The sequence below is a fragment of the Acinetobacter sp. BMW17 genome, assembly GCF_001592855.1.
Lineage (GTDB): Bacteria > Pseudomonadota > Gammaproteobacteria > Pseudomonadales > Moraxellaceae > Acinetobacter > Acinetobacter johnsonii.
This window is the reverse complement of record NZ_LSOD01000041.1, coordinates 1-21,982: the sequence shown is the minus strand read 5'-3', so window position 1 is coordinate 21,982 and position 21,982 is coordinate 1. Positions and strand designations below refer to the sequence as shown.

Here is a 21,982-nt window from a genome sequence, read left to right as displayed (position 1 = left end):
TAATAAAATAGAAAGTATGTACTATTGAACACGAACTTTTATGACACACCGTTTATAAAAACAGTGCGCCTGACACTGCCCCGAAGAGCATGACCCACAGTGGATGAATTTTTTTCACTAAGCTTAACCCTGTCGCAACGATAACGATCGCGATAAGTAACCAGTTCTGAGCAGATGCAGCGGCAATAATATAGGCACTGACCAAAACCAAGCCGACAGTAATTGGTTTCAGTGCTTTTTCAAACATGCTACGTAGCGGGTGATCCTTAAACTGATTCCAAAACTTGAGTGCAAATATAGTCAGTACAGAAGAGGGCCCAAACTTCGCCAATGAAGTCACGAACAGTCCAGCAGGTCCAGCCACATGCCAGCCGACCAAAGGTACAATCATCATATTGGGGCCCGGTGCCGCTTGAGCCATGGCAAACATGGTACTGAACTCTGTGGCAGTAAGCCAACGATGTACTTCGACTACTTGATGTTGCATTTCAGGCAAAATTGCATTGCCGCCACCAAAGGCCAATATAGAAAGCTGGGTAAAAACGATGGCTAAGGTGATTAAAATCATGCGTTTTTTCCTCTTTTTTTCAAGCTTAAGACTGCGACATTGATGCTGACTAAGATCAGTAACGTTAATGCCAAGGGAATCTTAATAATCAGCATAAAGACAATGGTCAGCGCAATGGTAAAGATCGTGAGGTAACTTTTCAGAATGGGTTTCAGCATTTTTAGCCCCATCGCAAATAGTAAACCTGCTGCTGCCGCTGCCAGTCCCTGTATCATGTGCTGAATCACGGGGATACTTTGAAATTGGCTATAGAGCTGATACAGCAAAATCACAATCACCGTCGGTGCAAAAATTAACCCGAGAACGGCACTAATCGCACCTTTAACCCCCTGAAACTCATAACCAATGGCAACGGCCATATTAATGATGTTTCCTCCAGGGAGGATTTGACAGACACCCAATAAGTGCGTGAACTCTTCCGTGTTGAGCCATTTTTGGTCTTCTACAACCATTTGATGTGCAAGTGGCAATACGCCACCAAAGCCCATGAGTCCCAGCTTCATAAAGCCTGCAAATAATTCCCGTGAAGTTGGATGGGTTATTTGTTCAGCAGGGAGCACTTCAGTGTTCATGTCTTTCGCCTTTTGTGGAATGTGCCCAGTATGAACCTGTAGAGATATGTTGAAAAATGCTATTTTTGACGTTATATATACTGAAAAAGTATGTTTAATAGGGCAGACATGATGGATATCCATAAACTCAGAGCATTTGTTGCAGTGGTAGAAGAAAGTAATATTTCGCATGCTGCGGTACGTTTGAATATGCAACAACCACCGTTGACACGGATTATCAAAAGCTTGGAAGAAGAGTTGAATACACAACTGTTAAAGCGTTTGCCGCGTGGTGTTGAGGTGACAGAAGCAGGCAAGGTTTTGTACAAAGAAGCCCTTGCGATATTGGCGCATGCACAGTTAATTCCTAAACGTGTGCAGGATATTTCTTTGGGGGTCGAAGGTCAGATTAATATTGGCTTTACCAATTCGGTTGGCTTACATCCTTTTTTACCGGCTTTACTGCGTAACTTTCGGGAAACTTTTCCACGTGTTTCAATTCATCTGGAAGAAGATGGCAGTAGCTCGCTGATAGACTCCATTAGTAATGAAAAAAATGACATTGTGTTCTTACGCAAACCTGCACCGATTGGCCTTGGTTTAACCAGTCTACATGTATTAGATGAGCCACTCATTGTGGCTTTACCCAACAATCATCCTTTTGCTGAACAAGCCGAACCGATTCATTTACTAGATCTTGAACCGCATGATTTTGTGTTATACCGACGTTTAGCGGGGCAAGATCTATTCGATAATATTTTGGCCAGTTGTTACCAAGCTGGATTTAGTCCCAAAATTGTACAAGAAGCGCCACGTTTAACCTCAAGCTTAAATTTGATTGCTGCTGGAATTGGCTTATCTATCGTGCCTGAGGCCATTCGTGACTTTTGGAATAAGCAGATTGTTTATAAAACGCTTAAGGCCAATAACCCATGTATTGCGCCGATTTATGCAGTGTATAAAGAAAATATAGACAATGTCCGTTTGCAACACATCTTAAAGTTATTGCAATAATCTGTTGAATATTGAGCACCTTATTTCTGCCTGACAAGAGCCGGCTTAAAGTGCTAAGGTAGAGTGATGATGTGTTGTATTTAAAGTTTTATACCTATAACGAATGCTCGTACGGAGCAAAATATAATATTTAGCAATATGAGGTGTTTAACCCATGCTTTTTAATAAGGTTTCTTTTGCACTCACGGCTCTACTTTCTTCCACTGTGATACTGATGAGTGGTTGTACAACCAGTCCGTCTAGCACCGCCTCAAACACACAACAACAGGCGCAAAATGCCTTATTGGTCTATGGCGGCCCCATTTTAACCATGCAAGGCATGCAGCCCAGCTATGTCGATGCCATGTTAATTCAAGATGGAAAGATCCGTTATACAGGCACATTGTCTGAGGCTGAAAAGCTTGCGCCACAGGCGAAACGCTTAAACTTGAATAACAAGACCATCATCCCGGGCATCATCGATGCCCATAGCCATTTAAACTCTGTCGGTATGCAGCAAACTGTGGCAAATTTATATCCGCCGCCAGATGGCAAGGTGGTGAGTATTGCCACACTTATCCAAGAAATGAAGGCGTGGGCGAAGCAAAATCCAACTTTTGTCCAAGCGACTTCTGGCTGGATTATTGGCAATGGTTATGATGATGCCCAGCTACAAGAGAAAGCCCATCCGACAGCCACAGATTTAGATCAGATTTCAACGACTCAACCGGTGCTGATTTTGCATCAGTCAGGGCATTTGGCCTCTGTGAATCACAAAGCGCTAGAGTTGTTAGGCATTAATGAAAAAAGTAGCAACCCCAGTGGTGGTGTGATTCGACGTGTGGTGGGGACCAATATTCCAAATGGTGTATTAGAAGAAAGTGTCGTGATTGAGGCCATGCTACAGGCGTTTAAAACGGTCCCACCTGAAATGATGCAGCAGATGGCGTTGACTGCGGTACAAACCTATATGAAAAATGGTTATACCACAGTACAAGAAGGACGGGCTGATCGTGGTACTTCAGAACTTTGGCGCAGTTTGGCTAATCAAAACAAATTAGCCATCGATGTCGTCTCTTATCCTGATATTAGTTCTGAACAGGCGTATATGCTCGAAAAAGGTGTAAGCAAAAACTATGTCAATCACTTTAGAATTGGTGGCGTGAAAATTAGCTTAGATGGTTCACCTCAAGGTAAAACAGCGTGGTTAACCGTACCTTATGTGGTTCCACCTGAAGGGAAAGATAAAAACTATCGTGGCTATCCAGCATTTCCTGAGCAAAAAACAGTCCAGCACATGATTGATTTGGCTTTTGAGCAACAATGGCCCATTTTGGCACATGCCAATGGTGATGCTGCGATTGATCAATACCTCAATGTGATTGCCAATGCGCAAAAGAAATATGATGCCTCACAGCGACGAGATGTCATTATTCATGCGCAAACTATGCGAGAGGATCAACTGGATCGAGCAAAGCAGCTTCATTTGATTCCATCCTTCTTTTCTTTGCATACCTACTACTGGGGGGATTGGCATGTGGCACAAACCTTAGGTGAAAAGCGTGCTGAACACATCTCACCAACAGGTTCAGCCTTAAGAAAAGGCATGATTTTCACCGAGCATCACGATGCTCCTGTTATCCCACCGAAAAGCATGATGGTGTTGGATGCAACGGTTAATCGCACCACGCGAACAGGCAAAGTTTTGGGTGAGGCACAAAAAGTCAGCCCGTATATCGCACTTAAAACGATGACGGACTGGGCTGCATATCAGTATTTTGAAGAAGATATTAAAGGCACTTTAAGTACAGGGAAATACGGTGACTTTGTTATTTTAAGTGACAATCCAATCACAATTGATCCGTCTAAAATCAAAGATATCAAAGTCCTTGCAACTTATAAGCAAGGACAGTTGGTTTATCAAAGATAAAGTTGTTTAGCGGCTTGTAAACCTGCGACTGAAAAGGTCATGAGATGTTTGACTAAAAGTGCAGGTTCAAGCTTGGAGACATTTTTAAGAGGGCTTGGACCATTTGCATCTGCCAAAATCAGCATCATACAAGGCGCGACGGTGCTGAGTACACAAGGCAAAAGTGCAGGATGATTTTCATCGATACCTGAAACTTGGCTAATAATTTTTTTAACCAAAAGAAACTTTCGCGCACCATCATTTTGCATAAACGTGTATAGGTGGGTAGTCGGTGAAAAAAGTTCGCGAACAAACACTTTGCTGTGCCAGACATCGGTTTCAACCAGTTTACCGATCAGGCTTTCAAAAAAAGCTTCCAGTTTTTCAGTGGGCGTTTTAGAGCTGTTAAGCAAGGTCAAGAGTTCTTGTTCATCAATATAATGCGTATGTGCTTCGGCAAGTACGGCACGATATAAGCCATCACGACCATCGAAGTGATAGTTAATGGCAGCTAAATCGACTTCGGCCAGCTTGGCAATAGCTTTACTCGTGGTTTTTGCAAAACCATCCTGAGCAATTAGGCGGCCAGCAGCATCCAAAATTTTCGATTTGGTTAAATCACCATCGCTACGTCCAGCTCTAGACATTATTTACTCTGCATCAAAATTTAGACTTGAAGTATATCTTTCTTAACTGAATTGTTATAGTTTAAATTAAATTTAAACTTGTATTAAAACTAAGCGAAGGTTTGGTGTGCATGAACAAAAGTAAGTTCATACTGCTGGTTGGGGTGTTGCTCATTGCTGTAGCGGCTGCATTGTTGTGGTTCAGTCGAGACAAAGCCGATCCCGATCATCTGGTGCTATATGGCAATGTTGATATTCGACAAGTCTCGCTTGCATTTGAAACGGCTGGGCGTATTCAAAGCTTGGCTGTTCAAGAAGGTGATCGCGTTCAAAAAGGTCAGGTTCTTGCAGAACTGAATACTGACTCGCTGACTATACAAGCACAGCAAGCCCAAGCGCAGTTACAAGTTCAACAGCAAACCTTAAATGAACAAGCTGCGGGCAATCGACCTGAAGAGATTACCCAAGCGAAAGCGAAAGTACAGTCTGCCCAAGCCCAATTTGAAAATGCCGATAAACAATACCAACGTTTAAATGTCTTGAATCGGAGTACTGCGGGTCAAGCGGTGAGTAAGCAAGAGGTTGATGCTGCAAAAAGCAATATGAAAATGGCGGAAGCGGCCGTAGGTGAAACAAAAGCCAACCTAGAGCTACTTTTGAAAGGTGCACGCGCAGAAGATCGTGAAGCGGCTAAAGCACAATATGAATCGACCAAAGCCAATCTTGATTTGATTGATTATCAAATTACACAAAGTCAGCTGCAAGCACCTGTGAATGGCGTAATTCGTGCACGTTTACAAGAAGTTGGTGACATGACGACTTCAAACAAGTCCGTCTATACCATTGCCCTGATCCATCCTAAATGGGTGCGTGTTTATGCCAATGAAGTGGATCTTGGGCATATCAACATGGGCGCAGCAGCACAAGTTATTCGTGACTCACAACCGAATCAGCCCATCACAGGAAAAATTGGTTATATCTCATCTGTCGCGGAATTTACCCCGAAAACGGTACAGACCGAAGATATTCGCACGACTTTGGTTTATGAAGTCCGTATTTATGTCGATGACCCGAATGACCAACTGAAGATGGGACAACCTGTGACGGTGAACATAGCCAAATCATCTCGCCCAACTGCCACGAACAATCCTTAAGGCAGGGGAGTATGTCGATGTCAGTAGAGAGCATTGTAATTGCCACGGATTTAAACAAAACCTTTAAAGCAGAACAAAAAGGTTTGGATGATGTGCAGGCTTTGCAAGGCATAAATATGCAGATCAAGGCAGGACAACTGACAGCTTTGGTTGGGCCTGATGGTGCTGGTAAAACCACATTTTTAAGATTGATCGCAGGTTTATATGAGCCAACTACTGGAAGCTTAAAAGTCTTAGGAATGGATGTCGCCAAAGATCCACAATCTGTGCAAGATTGTATCAGCTACATGCCGCAAAAGTTTGGTTTGTATGAAGACCTCAGCATTCAAGAAAATTTAGACTTGTATGCGGATTTGCATGGCGTGCCAATGGACGTTCGCAAGGAGCGTTTTGCACGTTTGCTCAAGATTACCGACTTGGCGCGCTTTACTGAACGTCCCGCAGGAAAACTCTCAGGGGGTATGAAGCAGAAGTTAGGTTTGGCCTGCACTTTAGTCCGTTCACCTGAACTATTGCTGTTGGATGAGCCGAGTGTCGGTGTCGATCCACTCTCACGCCGTGATTTGTGGATCATCATTGAACAATTGGTGAGGGAGGAGAGCCTGAGTGTCATTCTCAGTACGGCGTATATGGATGAAGCTGAGCGCTGTCATCAGGTTTATGTCATGTTGGATGGGCAAGTCTTAAAGCAAGGTACACCCGACGAGCTGACGGCTCAGGCACAGGGACAAACATGGCAAGTAAAACCCAGACCTGACATGAAGGCGCGGGTGTTACAAGCACATTTACTCGATAATCAACATTATATTGTCGATGCAGTTCCCAAAGGAGATGTAGTCCGTTTTATTACGCGAGCTGAAAGCCTCATACTTCCAGAAGATCTATTGCCCAAAGGTGTTGTTGCGGAACAGAGGCCAGCAGAGCTAGAAGATGCATTTATGTTGCTTTTACATGAGGCGAAGCATACTCAAAAAACGGTATTGGCACAGGAAAATTTAGCTTTAGACCCTTCAATAACTTTGATAGAAAACTCTGATCCACCACAAGTGAAAACAGAGCAGAATGTAAAACAACAGCTCGAGAAACCTGTGATTGTGGTGAAGGATTTGGTACGCACTTTTGGCGACTTTACCGCCGTAGCCAGTACCTCGTTTGATGTGTCTCGAGGCGAAATTTTTGGTTTACTTGGCCCCAATGGTGCAGGTAAGACCACGACGTTTCGTATGCTCTGTGGCTTACTTCCCGCCAGCAGTGGTGTGTTGGAAGTGGCAGGCATGAATTTGCGCACAGCTCGTGCACAGGCAAGGGCAAAAATTGGTTATGTATCGCAGAAATTTGCACTGTATGGCAATTTGAGCGTACTGGATAATCTAAAGTTTTTTGGTGGCGCTTATGGCTTATCAGGCAAACAGTTAAAGCAGCAAATTGATAAAGCGTTGCTTCAGTTTGAACTTAAGCCACATGCTAAAAGCGGTGATCTACCAAATGGTTTTAAACAGCGTTTGTCGATGGCAGCAGCACTGTTACATCAGCCTGAAATTGTATTTTTAGATGAACCGACCAGTGGTATTGATCCATTAGCAAGGCGCTCTTTTTGGTACACCATTGGAGAGTTGGCGAACCAAGGCATGACCATAATTGTGACCACACACTTCATGGAAGAAGCTGAATATTGTGATCGGATTGCGATTCAAGATGCAGGGAAGTTGCTGGCGATTGGCACACCTCAACAGATTCGTGGGATGGCACAGTTAGAGGGTGTAAACGATATGAATAGCGCTTTTATTGCCATCGTTGAACAGTCCCGTGCGGACATGCAGGCTCACTGAGGAGCGTCAGATGAATCATTTCTCAGCTTTCTGGACACGACTGTTTGCCTTGACACGTAAAGAATCCAAACAACTGCTGCGTGATAAAAGTAGTATGGCGATCGGTTTCATTCTACCGATTATTTTAATTTTGCTGTTTGGCTATGGCCTGTCTTTCGACTTAACCAACGGACGAGTTGGGGTGGTGGAGCAACAGCCCACGCCACAGAGTCAGCAACTGATGAGTGGCTTAAACGGTTCTAAATACATTACTGTCAAGCACTATCCAAGCTTTAGCCAAGCTGAAGCTGCAATGGGCAATGCGGAAATTGATGCCATCGTCAATATACCCAGCAACTTTGCGGAGCAATATGCAAAGGGAGTGGGTGCTGTTCAGGTCATTACCAATGGCCGTTCGACCAGTATTGCTTCGGATTTGCAGGGTTATATTACCAGTGCGCTCAATACCGCCAGCTTGATACAAGCAGACCGAACCAATGCAGCTTCGGTGGGTGGCATTATCACGGTTGAACAACGTATGTGGTTTAACGAATCTGCAAATAGCACATGGTTTTTAGTGCCGGGTTTAATTGTCCTAATTTTGACCTTGGTTGGCGCATTTTTAACTGGCTTGCTGATTGCACGTGAGCGCGAGCGTGGCACTTTAGAGGCATTATATGTTACGCCCGTACGTCCTCTAGAAATTGTACTTTCAAAACTGGCGCCCTATATCGTGATTGGGATGATTGATATTGTGATGTGTTTAGTTGCAGCACATGTTTTATTTGATGTACCCATTCGCGCATCACTGCTCTCTGTCATGAGTGCCTCTTTTTTATATTTAATGGTGTCGTTACTGCTGGGTCTGATGATTTCAGGTCTATCAAAAAGTCAGTTTCAAGCCAGTCAGATGGCGCTGCTTGCCAGCTTTATGCCTGCTTTGATGCTTTCAGGTTTTGTGTTCGACACACGGAACCTACCTCTAATTGTGCAAATCGTCAGCAATGTTTTACCAGCAACGCACTATATGACTTTGATTAAAACATTATTACTCGGTGGTGATGATTGGTCTTTATGGTTCAAAGAATGTGGCATTTTATTGATTTATATTGTGCTATTCACGGTAATGACCGCGCGTACGCTGAAAAAGCGTTTGGGCTAACGAAAGGAAGAATGGTGTTATGACAACGTTAATACGCTGGTTTCGTTATCTTTGGGTGCTGATCCGAAAAGAGTTTCTAGCCATTTTAGCCGATCCTGCCAATCGGGTGACCTTAATTGCTCCTGTATTTATCCAAGCGGTCTTGTTTGGTTATGCCGCAAGTTATGATGTGAATCATGTTGATTATGCTGTGCTGGATCAAAGCCGAAGCCAAAGCTCACAACAAGTTTTAGCACATTTAGATGGTTCAGGAATTTTTAAACGAACAGCAGATTTGCAAAATAATCAACAAATCCAACAGGTGATTAATGATCGAACAGCCTTGGCGGTCATCACCATTCCTGCTGATTTTGAGGATAAGCTCAATAATCAAGAGTCTTCGCCGATTCAAGTGATTCTAGATGGGAGAAACTCATCGACCGCAAGTATGGCGGGTTCTTATATCAGTAATGTAGTAGGGCTGGTGAATCAAGAACGTTTGGGATCCAACTCCGCGATCACGGTACAAGCGCGAACATGGTATAACCCGAATGTCGAGTCGAGATGGGGCATCATGCCATCTCTGATTGCAACTTTAAGTATGATGCAGACACTGTTACTTTCGGCACTTTCAGTAGCACGCGAGCGTGAACAAGGGACTTTTGATCAGCTCTTGGTTACACCTTATACCCCGACGCAGATTATGATTGGGAAGGCCATTCCGCCGATTATTATTGGGGTTGTTCAATCTTCCATCATTTTGGCAATTATTCTGTTCTGGTTCCAGATCCCGATGAATGGCTCCTTGACCTTACTTTATTTTGGATTATTTGCCTTTAACATTGCGGTTGTGGGGGTGGGACTGTCGATTTCAGCGATTGCACTCAATATGCAACAAGCCATGCTGTATACTTTCTTTTTGATCATGCCTTTGACACTTTTATCAGGCTTACTAACTCCTGTGCAAAATATGCCAGAAGTGTTGAATTGGCTGACTTATGCCAACCCGCTACGCTTTGGAATAGACTTGGTACAACGGGTGTATTTGGAAGGTGCGAGTTTTGCGCAAGTGAAATGGGACTTTGTACCGATGTTGGTATTAGCCATAATTACCTTGCCTTTGGCTGCGTGGTTATTTAGAAATCGTTTGTCATAATAGAGTGATATCTCTATGTCTCGCTTATGGATATAGACTGTGATCAGGCATTTGACGTTAAATAATGCAATCAATATCGGTTCATGATTAAAAAAAACGATTTTTGCATTGTATTTCTGGCTTAAGCTTTTTATTATTGCCCGCTTGTTTTCGCGATCAGCTTGGAATGGAACCTTGAGTAATTTTCTAACCGAACACCTGATTCATCGAGATGAAGACTTTATGGTCATCCATAAGCCTGCAGGTATACTCACCGTTCCGGGGAAGACAGAAGACTTACAAGATTGTATGATCAATCGTTTAGTCAAACTAGAACCTAAAACACTACTGATCCACCGTCTTGATCGCGATACCTCAGGTATCTTGGTTTTTGGTCTCAGCCGTTGGGGACAAAAATCCATTTCTCGTCAGTTTCAAGAACGTCAAACCGATAAAACCTATCAAGCGATTGTGGCTGGTCATTTAGATGGTCAGGGCACTGTTGATGTGCCTGTGATTTATGATCCATCCCGTCCACCGTTACATATTGCAGAGCCTAGTCATAACAAGCCTGCTGTAACTGAGTGGAAAGCGATTGAACATTTTGAAATACAGGGTCAGCCCGTGACTCGTGTGGCGCTCACCCCCATTACAGGGCGTTCACATCAACTTCGTGTACATATGCAGTTTTTAGGTCATCCTATCGTGGGAGATACGCTCTATGCTGCGCCTGACCAGCAAGATTTGATGCCGCGTTTGTGTTTACACGCAGAGCGTTTGAGTTTTCATCATCCCCAAACAGATGAACGTATCGAATTTATTTGTCCAGTACCATTTTAAGTACGTGGAATCATCAAATTTGCTCACTTTTTTAGTGAGCTTTATGTCAAAATATATTGCTTAAAGGTGTATAATTTTGCTCAAATATCAAACAATGTTTGAGCATTAAATTTGCAGTCCTAACTTGTAGATAAAGGTGGAAAAATTGCAGCAGTTTGCTATTGGTCAACGTTGGTTATCAGATACTGAAACGGAACTAGGTCTAGGAGTTCTTATTGATGTAGATGAGCGATCTGTCAGCATCTTATTCCCTAAAAGTGATGAAACACGTGTATATGCACGGAATAATGCACCTTTATCACGTATCATTTTTAATGTGAACGATGAATTACAAGATCAAGAAGGCACCAAGTGGACGGTTGAATCGCATGAAGACCGTCATGGTGTGGTTCGTTATAACGTTGTTCGTCGCTTAGAAGATGGCACGGAAGAACGTAAATCACTGAATGAGACTCGTATTGGCGCTCAAATTCAGCTGTCTAAACCGCTTGATCGCTTATTGGCAAGTCAAATTGACTATAAAGAATGGTACGACTTGCGTATTGAAGCGATGCTGATGCAAGCCAATATGAAGTCGAGCCCTTTACGTGGCATGGTCGGTTCGCGTGTCGGTCTGATTCCACACCAGCTGTATATTGCACACGAAGTGGGTCAACGTTTTGCACCCCGTGTCCTTTTAGCCGATGAAGTCGGCTTAGGAAAAACCATTGAAGCTGGATTGATCATCCATCAACAGCTTAAAACGGGCCGTTCAGAACGCATCCTAATTTTGGTGCCCGATTCACTGCAATATCAGTGGATGATTGAAATGCGTCGTCGTTTCAATTTGAACTTCTCATTATTTGATTTAACCCGTACGGCTTCAATCAAAGAACATGATCCTGAACTGAATCCATTCCTGACTGAACAATGTATTATTGCGTCAATCGATTTGATGATTGACCATGATGACTTGCGTGAACAAGCCCTAGAAGCTGGTTTTGATCTGTTGGTGGTCGATGAAGCACATCACTTGATGTGGAATGAAGAAGACGGTGGCAATGACCGCTATGACTTGATCGAAGAGTTAGCAGAAAAAACACCGGGTGTTTTGCTATTAACGGCAACTCCTGAACAGCTGGGTGTGGAAAGTCACTTTGCGCGTTTACGTTTACTTGACCCACAGCGTTTTAGTTCGCTGGATCGTTTCTTGGATGAAGAAACCCAGTATCAACAAACTGCAAAAATTGCTGAAGTACTGATGTCAGATATGCCACTTGAAGAAGGGCATTTAGCTGCATTGGAAGGTTTGCTAGGACATCGTATTGAAGATGCACCCGAACAACGTTTCCGTGCCATTCATGAGCTTTTAGACCGTCATGGTACAGGGCGTATTTTGTTCCGTAACACCCGTGAGGCCATTCAAGGTTTCCCAGGTCGTGACTGTCAACCTGCGCCTTTGCCTGCACCAGAAAATTGGTCTAAAGACGGTAAATTGCGTGAACAAATGTGGCCAGAAGAAGCGCAGCTTGACGGTGCGTGGATGGAAGCTGACCCGCGTGTCATGTGGCTCATGGAAAAACTACGTACAGACTTAAAACACAAAAAAGTGTTGCTTATTGCACGTACTGGTCCCGTGGTTGAAGCACTTGAAAACGTACTCCGTTTACATGCAGGTATTCGTACCGCTATGTTCCATGAAGGCATGAGTTTACTTGAGCGTGACCAAGCGTCGGCTTACTTTGCTGAAGAATCTTATGGTGCACAAATTTTACTGTGCTCTGAAATTGGTTCTGAAGGTCGTAACTTCCAGTTTGCTTCAGATTTGATTTTATTTGACTTGCCTGCGAACCCAGATGTACTTGAACAACGTATTGGTCGTTTAGATCGTATTGGTCAAGAAAATCGGATTCAAATTCATGTGCCGTATCTAATTGGAACAGCACAAGAACGTATGTTCCGTTGGTATAACGAAGCATTAAATATTTTCAGTAATATCTCGCCAACTGCTCAAACTTTACAAGAAAACTTTATTGTTGAATTGAAAGATTGTTTACTGACAGATAAAGGTCAGCAGTTTGATGACTTACTCGAAGCAGTTAGCGTACAACGTGAAGCCTTAGAAGCAGAGTTACAATCAGGTCGTGACCGTTTACTTGAATACAACTCTTGTCGTCCAATTGTGGCGCAAGAAATTGTACAAGCGCTTGAGTCTTATGATGACAACACCACTTTGCCAATGTTTATGAAGCGCTTTATGGCGTCGACAAACATTGATTTTGACGAGCAAAGCAACGGTACAGTCATCATTAAACCAACCGATCAAATGCAAGTTCAAGGTTTAACCTTGGACGAAGAAGGTATGACTGCGACATTCTACCGCGATCAAGCTCAGATACGTGAAGATGCTCAGTATTTAACCCTTGAACATCCATTTACTGAAAGTGTGATGGAAATGATCAACACTCAAGGTTTTGGTAGTACCAACGTTGCAGTGTTGAAGTCAGCGGCTTTACCACAAGGTTCTGTGTTGTTAGAAGTGTGGTTTAAGGTCGATGTAGTTGCACCGAAAGCTTTGAATTTGCCTTCAAGCTTACCGCAGCAGCTGGTTCGCGTTTTGTTGAGTGAAAAGGGTCAAGACCTGTCGCAGAAAATTGCACCTGAAATTTTAAAACCGTACTTGCATCATTTGGATGGTAATAGCTGTCGTCAAGTCGTGAAAGCCCGCCGTGAAGTGATTGAACAGCGTTATGTACAAGCTTTAGAGCTTGCACGCGCGGCTTTACCGAGCTTTGTGCAACAAGCGAAAGAAGTCTACGGCAGTAAGTGGCAATACGAAATTGACCGCCTGACTTACTTAAAGCAGTTTAATCCGAGTATTCGTGAAGATGAAATTTCACGTCTACAAAAACTGCAAAAAGAAGGTCTAGGTTTGCTCGATGGCCTAACGGTCACACCAGAAGCAATTCAAGTGATGGTTGTGGTTAAACCATAATTGGAATTGCTGTATGAAAAGCACCTTCGGGTGCTTTTTTAATGAGTCCTTAAAAAAATGGATGTCTAAGTTGTATTTGAAAAGTAATCCATTGAAATTTTAAGCGCTTGCTTATGCTAGAATTTTCGCCATTAAAACTCTAACGTTTCGAACAATAAATTATGTCTAAAGCTCTAGTAACAATGGGTTCAAAAACAACACATGGTGGCATCGTCACTGAGTGCGAAAACAGTTTTGTGATCAATGGCATTGCTGTGCATTTAAATGGAATGAAACATTTTTGTCCAAAGTGTCGAATGGTGGTTTCTGCGATTGCAGCAGATCAGAGTACAACGGTCTTGGGACGTGCTGTGGTGATTGCAGGAGACAAAACCAACTGTGGCGCTACTTTCTTAGGTAATCAAAATCTAACCGTTTCTGCAAAGTGATCCCAGATCTATCCCAGAATATTTTTAAAAATTGGCGGAAGTGATCAAAGTTCATGACTTAGGATTCATCCTGCGCCATTTCGTTTGGATTAAAAAAAGATTATGGTAAATAGGCTATAAAAATAGATTTGAATGACATGAGCAAACCAGCCTTACACTTTACCCATGCAAACGGCATTCCCTCGGGCAGCTATCAAAAATTTTTCCAGTTTTTGAATAAAGATTTTGATGTCAAAGCGATCCCGATGATTGGCTTAGATCCGCACTATCCTGTGGAATACCGTTGGGAAGCGTTGGTGGACCAAGTTATTTTAGATATTGAACAGCAGTTTCCACGGCAACAAGTGATTGGTTTAGGGCATTCTTTTGGCTCTTTACTCACACTTATGGCGGCCTATAAAAAACCACAGTTGTTTTCGCAAGTGATTATCATGGACCCACCGTTTGTGATCGGTTCAAAAGCCTTTTTATTTGAAGCGTTACAAAAGCTGGGATCAAAGTCCATTGAAAAACTTACCCCAGCTGCGGTGACCGTCAAACGGCGTGATCATTGGGAAAGTATTGAGCAGGCCAGTCAGGCGCTTAGACCGAATCGTATTTTTAAAGACTTTGATGAACAGTGTTTTGCGGACTTTATAGAGTGCGGTTTAAAAAGTGACCCGACTCGAAATGGGGTGACGCTAACCATTCCCAAACATACTGAAGCTGAGATCTTTAGGACAGTGCCTGCATGGTGGTGGCGTACCCCACGCAAAGCACCTGATATGCCGATTCATGTGTTGACTGCCAGAGACAGCCATTTCTATAAGCAAGGTTTGCCTCAAGGGATGAAAAAAACCTATGCGATCGACTATAGTGTGCTTGAAGGTGGGCATATGTTTCCGCTAGAACAACCGAAACAGACCGCAGAATTTGTGCACCAGCTCATTAAAGAGCAACAGCGAAACAAATAAGAAGATATTTCAGCGAATCTGTTGGGTGTAATCACAGATTAGCGAATCATCGCTTCATCCAAATGGCGCGAACCTTCCAAAATCATGCGAATCATGATCATGGTTTGTTCAGCCATTTTTTTACGCTCTACACTTGGCATATCAATCACTTTGGCACCCATATTGAAAACCAATTGGGTGATTGCCATGGACACCAATTCAGGGTGGAAGAGTTTGCTATTATTTAAGCGTTCTAAACGAATTAAATCGTCTTTGAGTTCTTGTTGGAAATAATTCAACTGTCTTTCGACCGCATTTTTATAAGATGCCGAACCCGTATATGCTTCGCGTAATAGCAGGCTTAAGTTGCCATCATCCGCATCGAGTTGTTCAATAAAAACTTCGACTGAGCTACGAATAATACTTTCTTGGCGAATGGCCTTAATCCGTGCTTCATGCAAAATTTGGCGTAGCACAACACCTGCACGTTCAATCAACTCAATAGCAAGTTCATCGGTATCTTTAAAATGACGATAAAAACTATTCGGCGCAATGCCTGCTTCACGTGCGACTTCACGCAAGCTCAGGGATGCAATACTTTTTTCAGGACCAATCAAATTTAAAGCAGCTTGAAACAGTTCATCTTTTGTAATCGTTGCTTTTCGACCAACACTACGTGCAAGCACTGGTGCATGTTTTTTTGAAGCTTCATGCTCTGTGTTGGTTGTATGGGTTTGAATGGTGGTCGGTGTCATATTTATCAAGCAATTAAATCAATCGGTTCATTATAGCCCCACTGGTCGGCATTGTGAAACGAAACGAAACAATCAGAGTATATATACAAATATATATACATGTGTATAATAATTCAAAATCTATGGCGTGGTCCTTTACTATGCAGATCCTTGAAAAAACTAAATCTCCTTTAACTGAGTATGCTGAGAGTGTTATAGACCGACACACAGCTAACTTTTGGCTTCAAAAAATCAACCCACTTTGGTCGATACACCAAGCTTTGGGTAAAGTGGTAAAAAAAGAGCAAGTTGCACACGATATGGTGAGTTTAACGCTGCAAACCAACCGTCACTTTCAAATGGGGCAAGCGGGGCAACACCATCCTGTATATGTCGTGGTTCAAGGCGTACGTTATGAACGTACCTATAGTTTGACCCAGATTGATGCGCAACATATCTTACTGAATGTGAAAAAAGTAGACCAAGGCAAGGCAAGTCATTGGCTATGTGAGCAGGCTCAAATCGGCGATGTTTTAGAATTCGGCCAGCCTTATGGCGATATGCAATTGGCTGTAAATGATCAACAGTTAATTTTACTTGCTGCGGGCAGTGGTATTACCCCCATGCTGAGTTTACTGAAACGTTCAGAGAAGACCGCTAAGCTTAAAAAGCAGCCTGTACATTTGATGTATTGGGTGAAAAAACATACTGATGTAGCTTTCAAAGCATATTTTGAGCAACTGGCAGCACAATACTCAAACTTCACATTCAGCATGTTTTATACCCAAGAGTCAGATGAAGGTGAGCGTTTAAATCAAAACCATCTGTCTGGATTGGATCAGATTGAAAATACAACGGTATATGCATGTGGCCCTTCAGGTTTTGTGGCTACGGTTGAGCAGCTTTTCGCTCATGCCAACACCTTAAAAACTGAAGCGTTTAGCATGAGTCCATTTGCAAATGATGATGTTGGTTTTGTGAATATTACCTTAACAAAGTCGAAGAAGATTTTAAGCATTCCCAAAGGTCAACCCATTCTTGCAAGTTTGGAACAGCAAAATGTGAAGCCTCAACATGGCTGCCGTATGGGAATCTGTAATAAATGTGCTTGCAACAAAGTGGAAGGTTCGACCAAAAACTTGGTCAATGGTGCACAAAATTCTGAGCCTGGAAATTTTCTAAAAATCTGTGTCAATACGGCACAAACCGATCTTATTGTTGATTTATAAGGGGAATAAATACAATGAATATGCCTGTTAAAGTTGAATATTTTAAAAACCCGAAGAATCGTGAATTAACGACATTTGAGTTAGATGAGCTTGCAAGTGAGCTAGATGCCATTAAGCAAGAAGTACTGGATGATATTGGCGAAAAAGATGCGCAATATATTCGTCGTGTCTATGCAGCGGTGCGTTATGCGTCTATCGCAGGTCGTGCATGTTTATTTGCAGGTTGGTTCCCACCTGCATGGGTGTTGGGCACGGGCTTGCTGAGTTTTGCCAAAATCATGGAAAACATGGAGTTGGGTCATAACGTGATGCACGGTCAATATGACTGGATGAATGATCCTAAGTTTAATGGTCAAAACTATGAGTGGGACATCGTAGGTACAGCAGACAATTGGCGTCAGACCCATAACTACAAGCATCATACCTATACCAATATTAAAGGGATGGATGATGACATTGGCTATGGTCTGCTTCGATTATTCCCTGAACAACGTTGGAAACCGGGCTTTTTATTGCAACCGATTTATAGCATTCCATTTTGTTTGTTGTTCCAATGGGGCGTTGCGATCCAAAATTTGGAGTTAGGCAAATACTTCAAGGGGCGTAAAAGCAAAGCGCAGACTTTAGCTGAATGGAAACCGATGCAGCGCAAAATTGGTAAACAATTGTTTAAAGATTATGTGTTTTTCCCACTTATTGCAGGACCTGCGGCGTTGCCTGTGTTTACAGGGAATTTGGTTGCAAATGGTATCCGTAATATGTGGACATTTAGTGTGATTTTCTGTGGTCACTTCACCAAAGACGTTGAAGTTTTCCCGAAAAAAGTACTGGAAAATGAAAGCCGTGGTCACTGGTACATGCGCCAAATTCGTGGTTCGTCGAATTTAACTGGTTCAGAAGCATTCCATATTTTGACAGGGCACTTAAGTCATCAAATTGAGCATCACTTATACCCAGACGTACCCGCACGTCGTTACCGTAAAATGGCGCCGAAAGTACAAGCGGTGTGTGAAAAGTATGGCATTAACTATAACAATGCTAGCTTAGTAAAACAGTATGGTAGCGTCATCAAACGTATTGTGAAATATGCATTTCCCTTTAAAAAGTAAGTAAAAAAGCCACTTCATTTGAAGTGGCTTTTTTTGTTATTTACTAGATTGACGTAAGGTCTTTACCAGATGATGGTAATCACCTTGTTTGGCGATATTGAGCACATGTTCGATTTCGTGTTTTAACCATTTTTGTTTTGAAGCATTAAAAGCGAACTGCGCCAATAATACAAAGGGACTTTCACCGAATTTGATCGAAAGACCTTTGACATACTTGGGTGGAGATAACTGTTCCATACTGATGCCTTTTTATAATTTAAGTGGAATGGTTCTCAAAATATTTTTATTAGGCAAAATTTATCATAAATATATTTTTTGGTAAATAAAACATACTGAATTTTAATAATAAATATTTTAAAAAATTCAACATGATTAATTATCAATCTATTCTTAATAATTAGCTTATTTGACGATGATTTGATGTTTTTGACAAGTCCGGAAGGCTTAAATCTGTCCCTACCAAATAGCTAAAATCAGCCAAAGACAACATTTGTTTATCTTCAATGCTATTTCCATAAGCATAAACGGCATGATAGCTATCTAGCTCATATTTTTCTTGGATACGTTGAGCTTTGTACTCACAGCTACAGTCCGCAGTCAGATAGCGCCCTGTATAGCGTTGTTGGTCTTGTTCAACTCTGGTACAGATCAGTTCAATTGAGAGTATTTCACACACATATTTTAAATAGATATCAATTGAAGCAGAGACCAAAACCACATCATCGCCCAAACTTTGGTGTTGTTTTAGTTGCCTATAAAGTGCTGGGTTGAGTCCTTTGATTAAAAGTTCTGCATAGCGTTTTGCATAGGCGTCAATTTCGCTCACTTCAGCTTGCTTAAACATCGCATGGAAGAGTTTAGAGCGCATATGATGGGCAGGATAAAAACCTAAATAATAACTTTGAATATAAGGCAGGACTTTGAGGCCTTGTAGAGCAATATGTCGTTTTGAATGTACATAGAAGATGAACCCCGTAAAACTGTCTTTGTCATACAGGGTGCCATCAAAGTCAAATAAGGCTAGATTTTTATGCGCTTTGCACGTTGCATGCATGTTTGATAACGTCCATTGACACGAGTGGCAAACCAGTTGGTATTGTAGTCACGGCTGAGCTTTGGACCAGAAATGACAACTTCTGGCATCATGGCATAGAAAGGTTCTTTTTTAGTGGCTTCTTGATAAAGCTTAGCCACCGCGCGATAGGTTGCTGTATCTTCAAATTTCTTCTCTTTCTCTTTTTTCAGGTCAGAGCGAATTTGACGCGGCGTAACCAAAATATTGTGCTGAGCGAAAACACTGATGAGTTCACGTTCTGATTGGCTTTTTGCAGATTTAGGTGCGCCATCTTTGCCATAAAGTAACAGGTCGCCGTCTAAATCAAGTTCTGCTTCAGTTAAGTCATTCAACATACTTTGGAAGGCTGCATTTCGACTTGAGTACATACCTGAGTTATAGTCGGCAAAACGGTAGAGCGGTTTGTCATAGTCAGCAGGGTACATCATCAGGCGGTGAATACCGTAATACAGACCACCATATTGGCTATAAAGGTCGGTACGTAGGTCAGCCATGCTGCCACCTTGACGTTTATTATCTTTGGCATAACCGATATGCACTTGCATTGAACCCAACGTGGTAATCGGGTTCATTTTTTCGCCTACGTCCTGACCGACAAGTTTGGCTGCACCTGTGAGCGCACTGACGTGATAGTGCTTTGACATATAGTCAAAAATTTCACGGTACAGTTCATCCAGTTCGCGTTCTGTTTTAACGCGGCGCATTTGACTTAAATAGTTATCTTCAGGACTCGGCTGCTCTTTTAAAACCTGTTGGAAATAGCCTGCGATGGTGCCACCAATGGCATCGCCGAGCTTATCTTTAAATTTTTCATCTAAGCGATCTTGGACTTCTTTAACCGCTTTTTCACCTAAACCATAAACTTGTGGATCCGCAACAAAGTTAGACTCTTGATCAACCACTGCAATGATCGAACACATATTCTCTTTATTTTGAGGAATGCCGAACTGCTCTGAAATATCGTAAATATCTTCAGCCCATGAACGGCGGTCATTTACGCGTCCAGGAATGATGCGTGCGATTTGTTCAGCATTGAGCTTAGGCTCATCATCTGTCCACCATGAACGATCACCGCAGGCGGTTAAGCCTATAGATATGGCCAAGACACTTAGTGTTTTTAAACCAGAAGAAAGAAACAGCTTTTTATTCATAAACAGAGAACACATGATAAAAGGTGAGCCGAAACAGCAGGTGCAGTATACTATGTCGGTCGAAAAAGTGATGAATTTATATGTATATTGGTCGGTATCAACTGTCAAATCATTTGATTGTTGTTCTGATGGTAGGTGGGTCGGGTTGTTAAGAAAAATGTGTAGTATTTAGTCTGTTATCGGTTTTATTGTCCGGCGAATAGACTGTAATGACATTCTAAAAACAAATTTAAATTAATATTTGAAAAATAAAGTAAAAGGGTTAAGATCTAAAATTAGATCAAAAAATATACTTGTAATAATAATGAGGGGAATATGGAAAATTTTATTAATAGACTAAGAAGCCATATTGAGCATGTGAAAAAAGTAGGGGGCCACTGTACTACAGAAGAAACAACTAAGCAGGCTTTAATCCTTCCTCTATTAGATATTTTAGGTTTTAGTCCTTATGACCCGACCAAGGTACTTGCAGAATTTGCAGCTGATTTTCCAGGTGTAAAGTCTACAGAAAGAGTTGATTATGCCCTTTACTGTAATGAGCAACCTGTAATGTTTATTGAAGCAAAACCTTATGTTGCTAATTTAACGAATCATGCTCCGCAGCTATCTAGATATTTTAATAGTAGTTTAGGGGTGACGATTGGCGCGATCACAAATGGTAAAGAATGGAGATTTTTTACTGATTTAATTAATCCAAATGTGATGGATGATAAGCCATTTTTAACAGTTGATTTTACGAAGAATAAAGCCGAGGATTTGACACAGCTAGCTGAGTTTAAACATGATAATTTTCATGTAGAAAAGCTACGCTTTTTTGCTGAAGAAAATCAATATATCCAGCAGTTTAAAACTGTAATAAAAAGAAGTATTAATGAAGTGGATATTGATTTTGTTCGCTATGTGGCTCAACAAGCAAGTATTCCTCGTCAATTGAACACTAAATTTTTAGAGTCAATTCAGCCTTTTGTAAAACAAGCTGTTGAGCAGTCAATTAGTGACACCGTTGTTAAAGGACTATCTTCTCCTACAATTATTACTGCCCAGCCAGTTGAACAAAAAGTAGAGGAGACTATTGAGATTGTACCCGAAAGCTCAACACTATCTGACATTGTTAACTCTGAAAATGAAAGAATTGTGACTACTCTTGATGAACAGGAGTTAAGTCGTATTGTGATAGAGCTCTTTCCTGAAGTTGAGTTGGTTGCTAAAGACACAGAAAGCTATTTTAGCGTGCTGTTTCAGAATAAAAATAATCGCTGGTTATTTAGATATGATGTAAATCGTAAGAGACCAACCATTCAGTTTGCAGTAGCAATTGATGACTATCGAAAAAAAGAGTTAGAGCGGGCAGGATTGGAAGTGCAAAATAACGGTCAAGTTTTTTTAGATAAACCTGAACACATATATAGAGCCGTAGGCATTTTAAAAGATTGCTTGGATTACTGTAGTAATGATGACAACTTTAAAAGAGCATCTAATTCCTAATAGAAAAAGCCACTTTATAAGTGGCTTTTTCATAGCACAGTAAAACTTCAGGCGGTGTTTCAAAAAGTATGCTGAAAAAAACAATATGGCTTTTGATAAAATAGAGGTATGAAAATAACGCTACAAATCAAATGTCCTAC

The 21,982-nt window shown here is 41.8% G+C and carries 20 protein-coding genes; 13 read left to right on the top strand and 7 right to left on the bottom strand.

What is annotated here, in order from left to right; translation table 11 throughout:
• Positions 1–52: 52 nt before the first annotated feature.
• Together AXW61_RS13645 and AXW61_RS13640 are read right to left on the bottom strand one after the other, a co-directional pair.
• Positions 53–568 (bottom strand): chromate transporter, encoded by a 516-nt coding sequence (locus tag AXW61_RS13645; RefSeq protein WP_062034733.1) that lies wholly within the window; start codon positions 566–568, stop codon positions 53–55.
• Entirely contained in the window at positions 565–1,140 is a 576-nt protein-coding gene (locus tag AXW61_RS13640) for a chromate transporter (RefSeq protein WP_004693553.1), read from the bottom strand. The genes AXW61_RS13645 and AXW61_RS13640 overlap by 4 nt, the downstream gene beginning before the upstream one ends.
• 108 nt (positions 1,141–1,248) lie before the next feature.
• On the opposite strand from AXW61_RS13640, the gene AXW61_RS13635 reads away from it, so the two are divergent.
• Both AXW61_RS13635 and AXW61_RS13630 read left to right on the top strand, forming a co-directional pair.
• On the top strand, positions 1,249–2,133 hold the full coding sequence (locus tag AXW61_RS13635) for a LysR family transcriptional regulator (RefSeq protein WP_062034732.1): 885 nt from the start codon (positions 1,249–1,251) through the stop codon (positions 2,131–2,133).
• A gap of 154 nt (positions 2,134–2,287) precedes the next feature.
• Positions 2,288–4,042 (top strand): amidohydrolase, encoded by a 1,755-nt coding sequence (locus AXW61_RS13630; RefSeq protein ID WP_062034731.1) that lies wholly within the window; start codon positions 2,288–2,290, stop codon positions 4,040–4,042.
• Here the strand turns inward: AXW61_RS13630 and AXW61_RS13625 are convergent.
• Positions 4,033–4,668 (bottom strand): CerR family C-terminal domain-containing protein, encoded by a 636-nt coding sequence (locus AXW61_RS13625; RefSeq protein ID WP_004693547.1) that lies wholly within the window; start codon positions 4,666–4,668, stop codon positions 4,033–4,035. The genes AXW61_RS13630 and AXW61_RS13625 overlap by 10 nt on opposite strands.
• Positions 4,669–4,778: 110 nt before the next feature.
• Between AXW61_RS13625 and AXW61_RS13620 the strand changes: the two genes are divergently transcribed.
• The 8 genes from AXW61_RS13620 to AXW61_RS13585 all read left to right on the top strand — a co-directional run bounded on the left by AXW61_RS13620 (position 4,779) and on the right by AXW61_RS13585 (position 15,080).
• On the top strand, positions 4,779–5,801 hold the full coding sequence (locus AXW61_RS13620; protein ID WP_062034730.1) for an HlyD family efflux transporter periplasmic adaptor subunit: 1,023 nt from the start codon (positions 4,779–4,781) through the stop codon (positions 5,799–5,801).
• 17 nt (positions 5,802–5,818) lie between these two features.
• The gene (locus AXW61_RS13615; protein ID WP_062034729.1) at positions 5,819–7,630 is read left to right on the top strand and encodes an ATP-binding cassette domain-containing protein; all 1,812 of its coding nucleotides are present in this window, start codon (positions 5,819–5,821) and stop codon (positions 7,628–7,630) included.
• Positions 7,631–7,640: 10 nt separating this feature from the next.
• Entirely contained in the window at positions 7,641–8,771 is a 1,131-nt protein-coding gene (locus AXW61_RS13610) for an ABC transporter permease (protein ID WP_062034728.1), read from the top strand.
• A gap of 19 nt (positions 8,772–8,790) precedes the next feature.
• The gene (locus AXW61_RS13605; protein ID WP_062034727.1) at positions 8,791–9,906 is read left to right on the top strand and encodes an ABC transporter permease; all 1,116 of its coding nucleotides are present in this window, start codon (positions 8,791–8,793) and stop codon (positions 9,904–9,906) included.
• Positions 9,907–10,080: 174 nt separating this feature from the next.
• Positions 10,081–10,725 carry an RluA family pseudouridine synthase gene (locus tag AXW61_RS13600; RefSeq protein WP_062034726.1) on the top strand — a complete coding sequence of 215 codons (645 nt, stop codon included), beginning with the start codon at positions 10,081–10,083 and terminating at the stop codon, positions 10,723–10,725.
• A gap of 136 nt (positions 10,726–10,861) precedes the next feature.
• A complete protein-coding gene (gene rapA / locus AXW61_RS13595) occupies positions 10,862–13,699 on the top strand; it encodes an RNA polymerase-associated protein RapA (RefSeq protein ID WP_062034725.1) in 2,838 nt (945 codons plus the stop codon).
• Positions 13,700–13,860: 161 nt separating this feature from the next.
• The gene (locus AXW61_RS13590) at positions 13,861–14,127 is read left to right on the top strand and encodes a PAAR domain-containing protein (RefSeq protein WP_005399638.1); all 267 of its coding nucleotides are present in this window, start codon (positions 13,861–13,863) and stop codon (positions 14,125–14,127) included.
• A 137-nt stretch (positions 14,128–14,264) separates the two neighbouring features.
• The gene (locus tag AXW61_RS13585) at positions 14,265–15,080 is read left to right on the top strand and encodes an alpha/beta hydrolase (RefSeq protein ID WP_062034724.1); all 816 of its coding nucleotides are present in this window, start codon (positions 14,265–14,267) and stop codon (positions 15,078–15,080) included.
• Between the two features lie 38 nt (positions 15,081–15,118).
• Here the strand turns inward: AXW61_RS13585 and fabR are convergent, their stop codons facing one another.
• On the bottom strand, positions 15,119–15,814 hold the full coding sequence (fabR, locus tag AXW61_RS13580) for an HTH-type transcriptional repressor FabR (protein ID WP_004693528.1): 696 nt from the start codon (positions 15,812–15,814) through the stop codon (positions 15,119–15,121).
• Positions 15,815–15,954: 140 nt separating this feature from the next.
• Here fabR and AXW61_RS13575 point away from each other — a divergent pair, with 140 nt between their 5' ends.
• Positions 15,955–17,022: a ferredoxin reductase gene (locus AXW61_RS13575; RefSeq protein ID WP_062034723.1), complete on the top strand. Its 1,068-nt coding sequence runs from the start codon at positions 15,955–15,957 to the stop codon at positions 17,020–17,022.
• Between the two features lie 14 nt (positions 17,023–17,036).
• Positions 17,037–18,131: an acyl-CoA desaturase gene (locus AXW61_RS13570; RefSeq protein WP_062034722.1), complete on the top strand. Its 1,095-nt coding sequence runs from the start codon at positions 17,037–17,039 to the stop codon at positions 18,129–18,131.
• Between the two features lie 36 nt (positions 18,132–18,167).
• On the opposite strand, the gene AXW61_RS13565 is transcribed toward AXW61_RS13570, so the two are convergent.
• From AXW61_RS13565 to AXW61_RS13555, 3 genes are all read right to left on the bottom strand, one after another.
• Positions 18,168–18,368 carry a hypothetical protein gene (locus AXW61_RS13565; protein WP_062034721.1) on the bottom strand — a complete coding sequence of 67 codons (201 nt, stop codon included), beginning with the start codon at positions 18,366–18,368 and terminating at the stop codon, positions 18,168–18,170.
• A gap of 160 nt (positions 18,369–18,528) precedes the next feature.
• Positions 18,529–19,185, bottom strand: coding sequence for an HAD-IB family hydrolase (locus AXW61_RS13560; RefSeq protein WP_062034742.1), 657 nt, complete (start codon positions 19,183–19,185; stop codon positions 18,529–18,531).
• Positions 19,152–20,357 (bottom strand): DUF1615 family protein, encoded by a 1,206-nt coding sequence (locus tag AXW61_RS13555; RefSeq protein ID WP_062034720.1) that lies wholly within the window; start codon positions 20,355–20,357, stop codon positions 19,152–19,154. The genes AXW61_RS13560 and AXW61_RS13555 overlap by 34 nt, the downstream gene beginning before the upstream one ends.
• 315 nt (positions 20,358–20,672) lie before the next feature.
• Here AXW61_RS13555 and AXW61_RS13550 point away from each other — a divergent pair, with 315 nt between their 5' ends.
• Positions 20,673–21,842: a type I restriction endonuclease gene (locus AXW61_RS13550; protein WP_062034719.1), complete on the top strand. Its 1,170-nt coding sequence runs from the start codon at positions 20,673–20,675 to the stop codon at positions 21,840–21,842.
• Positions 21,843–21,982: the final 140 nt, after the last annotated feature.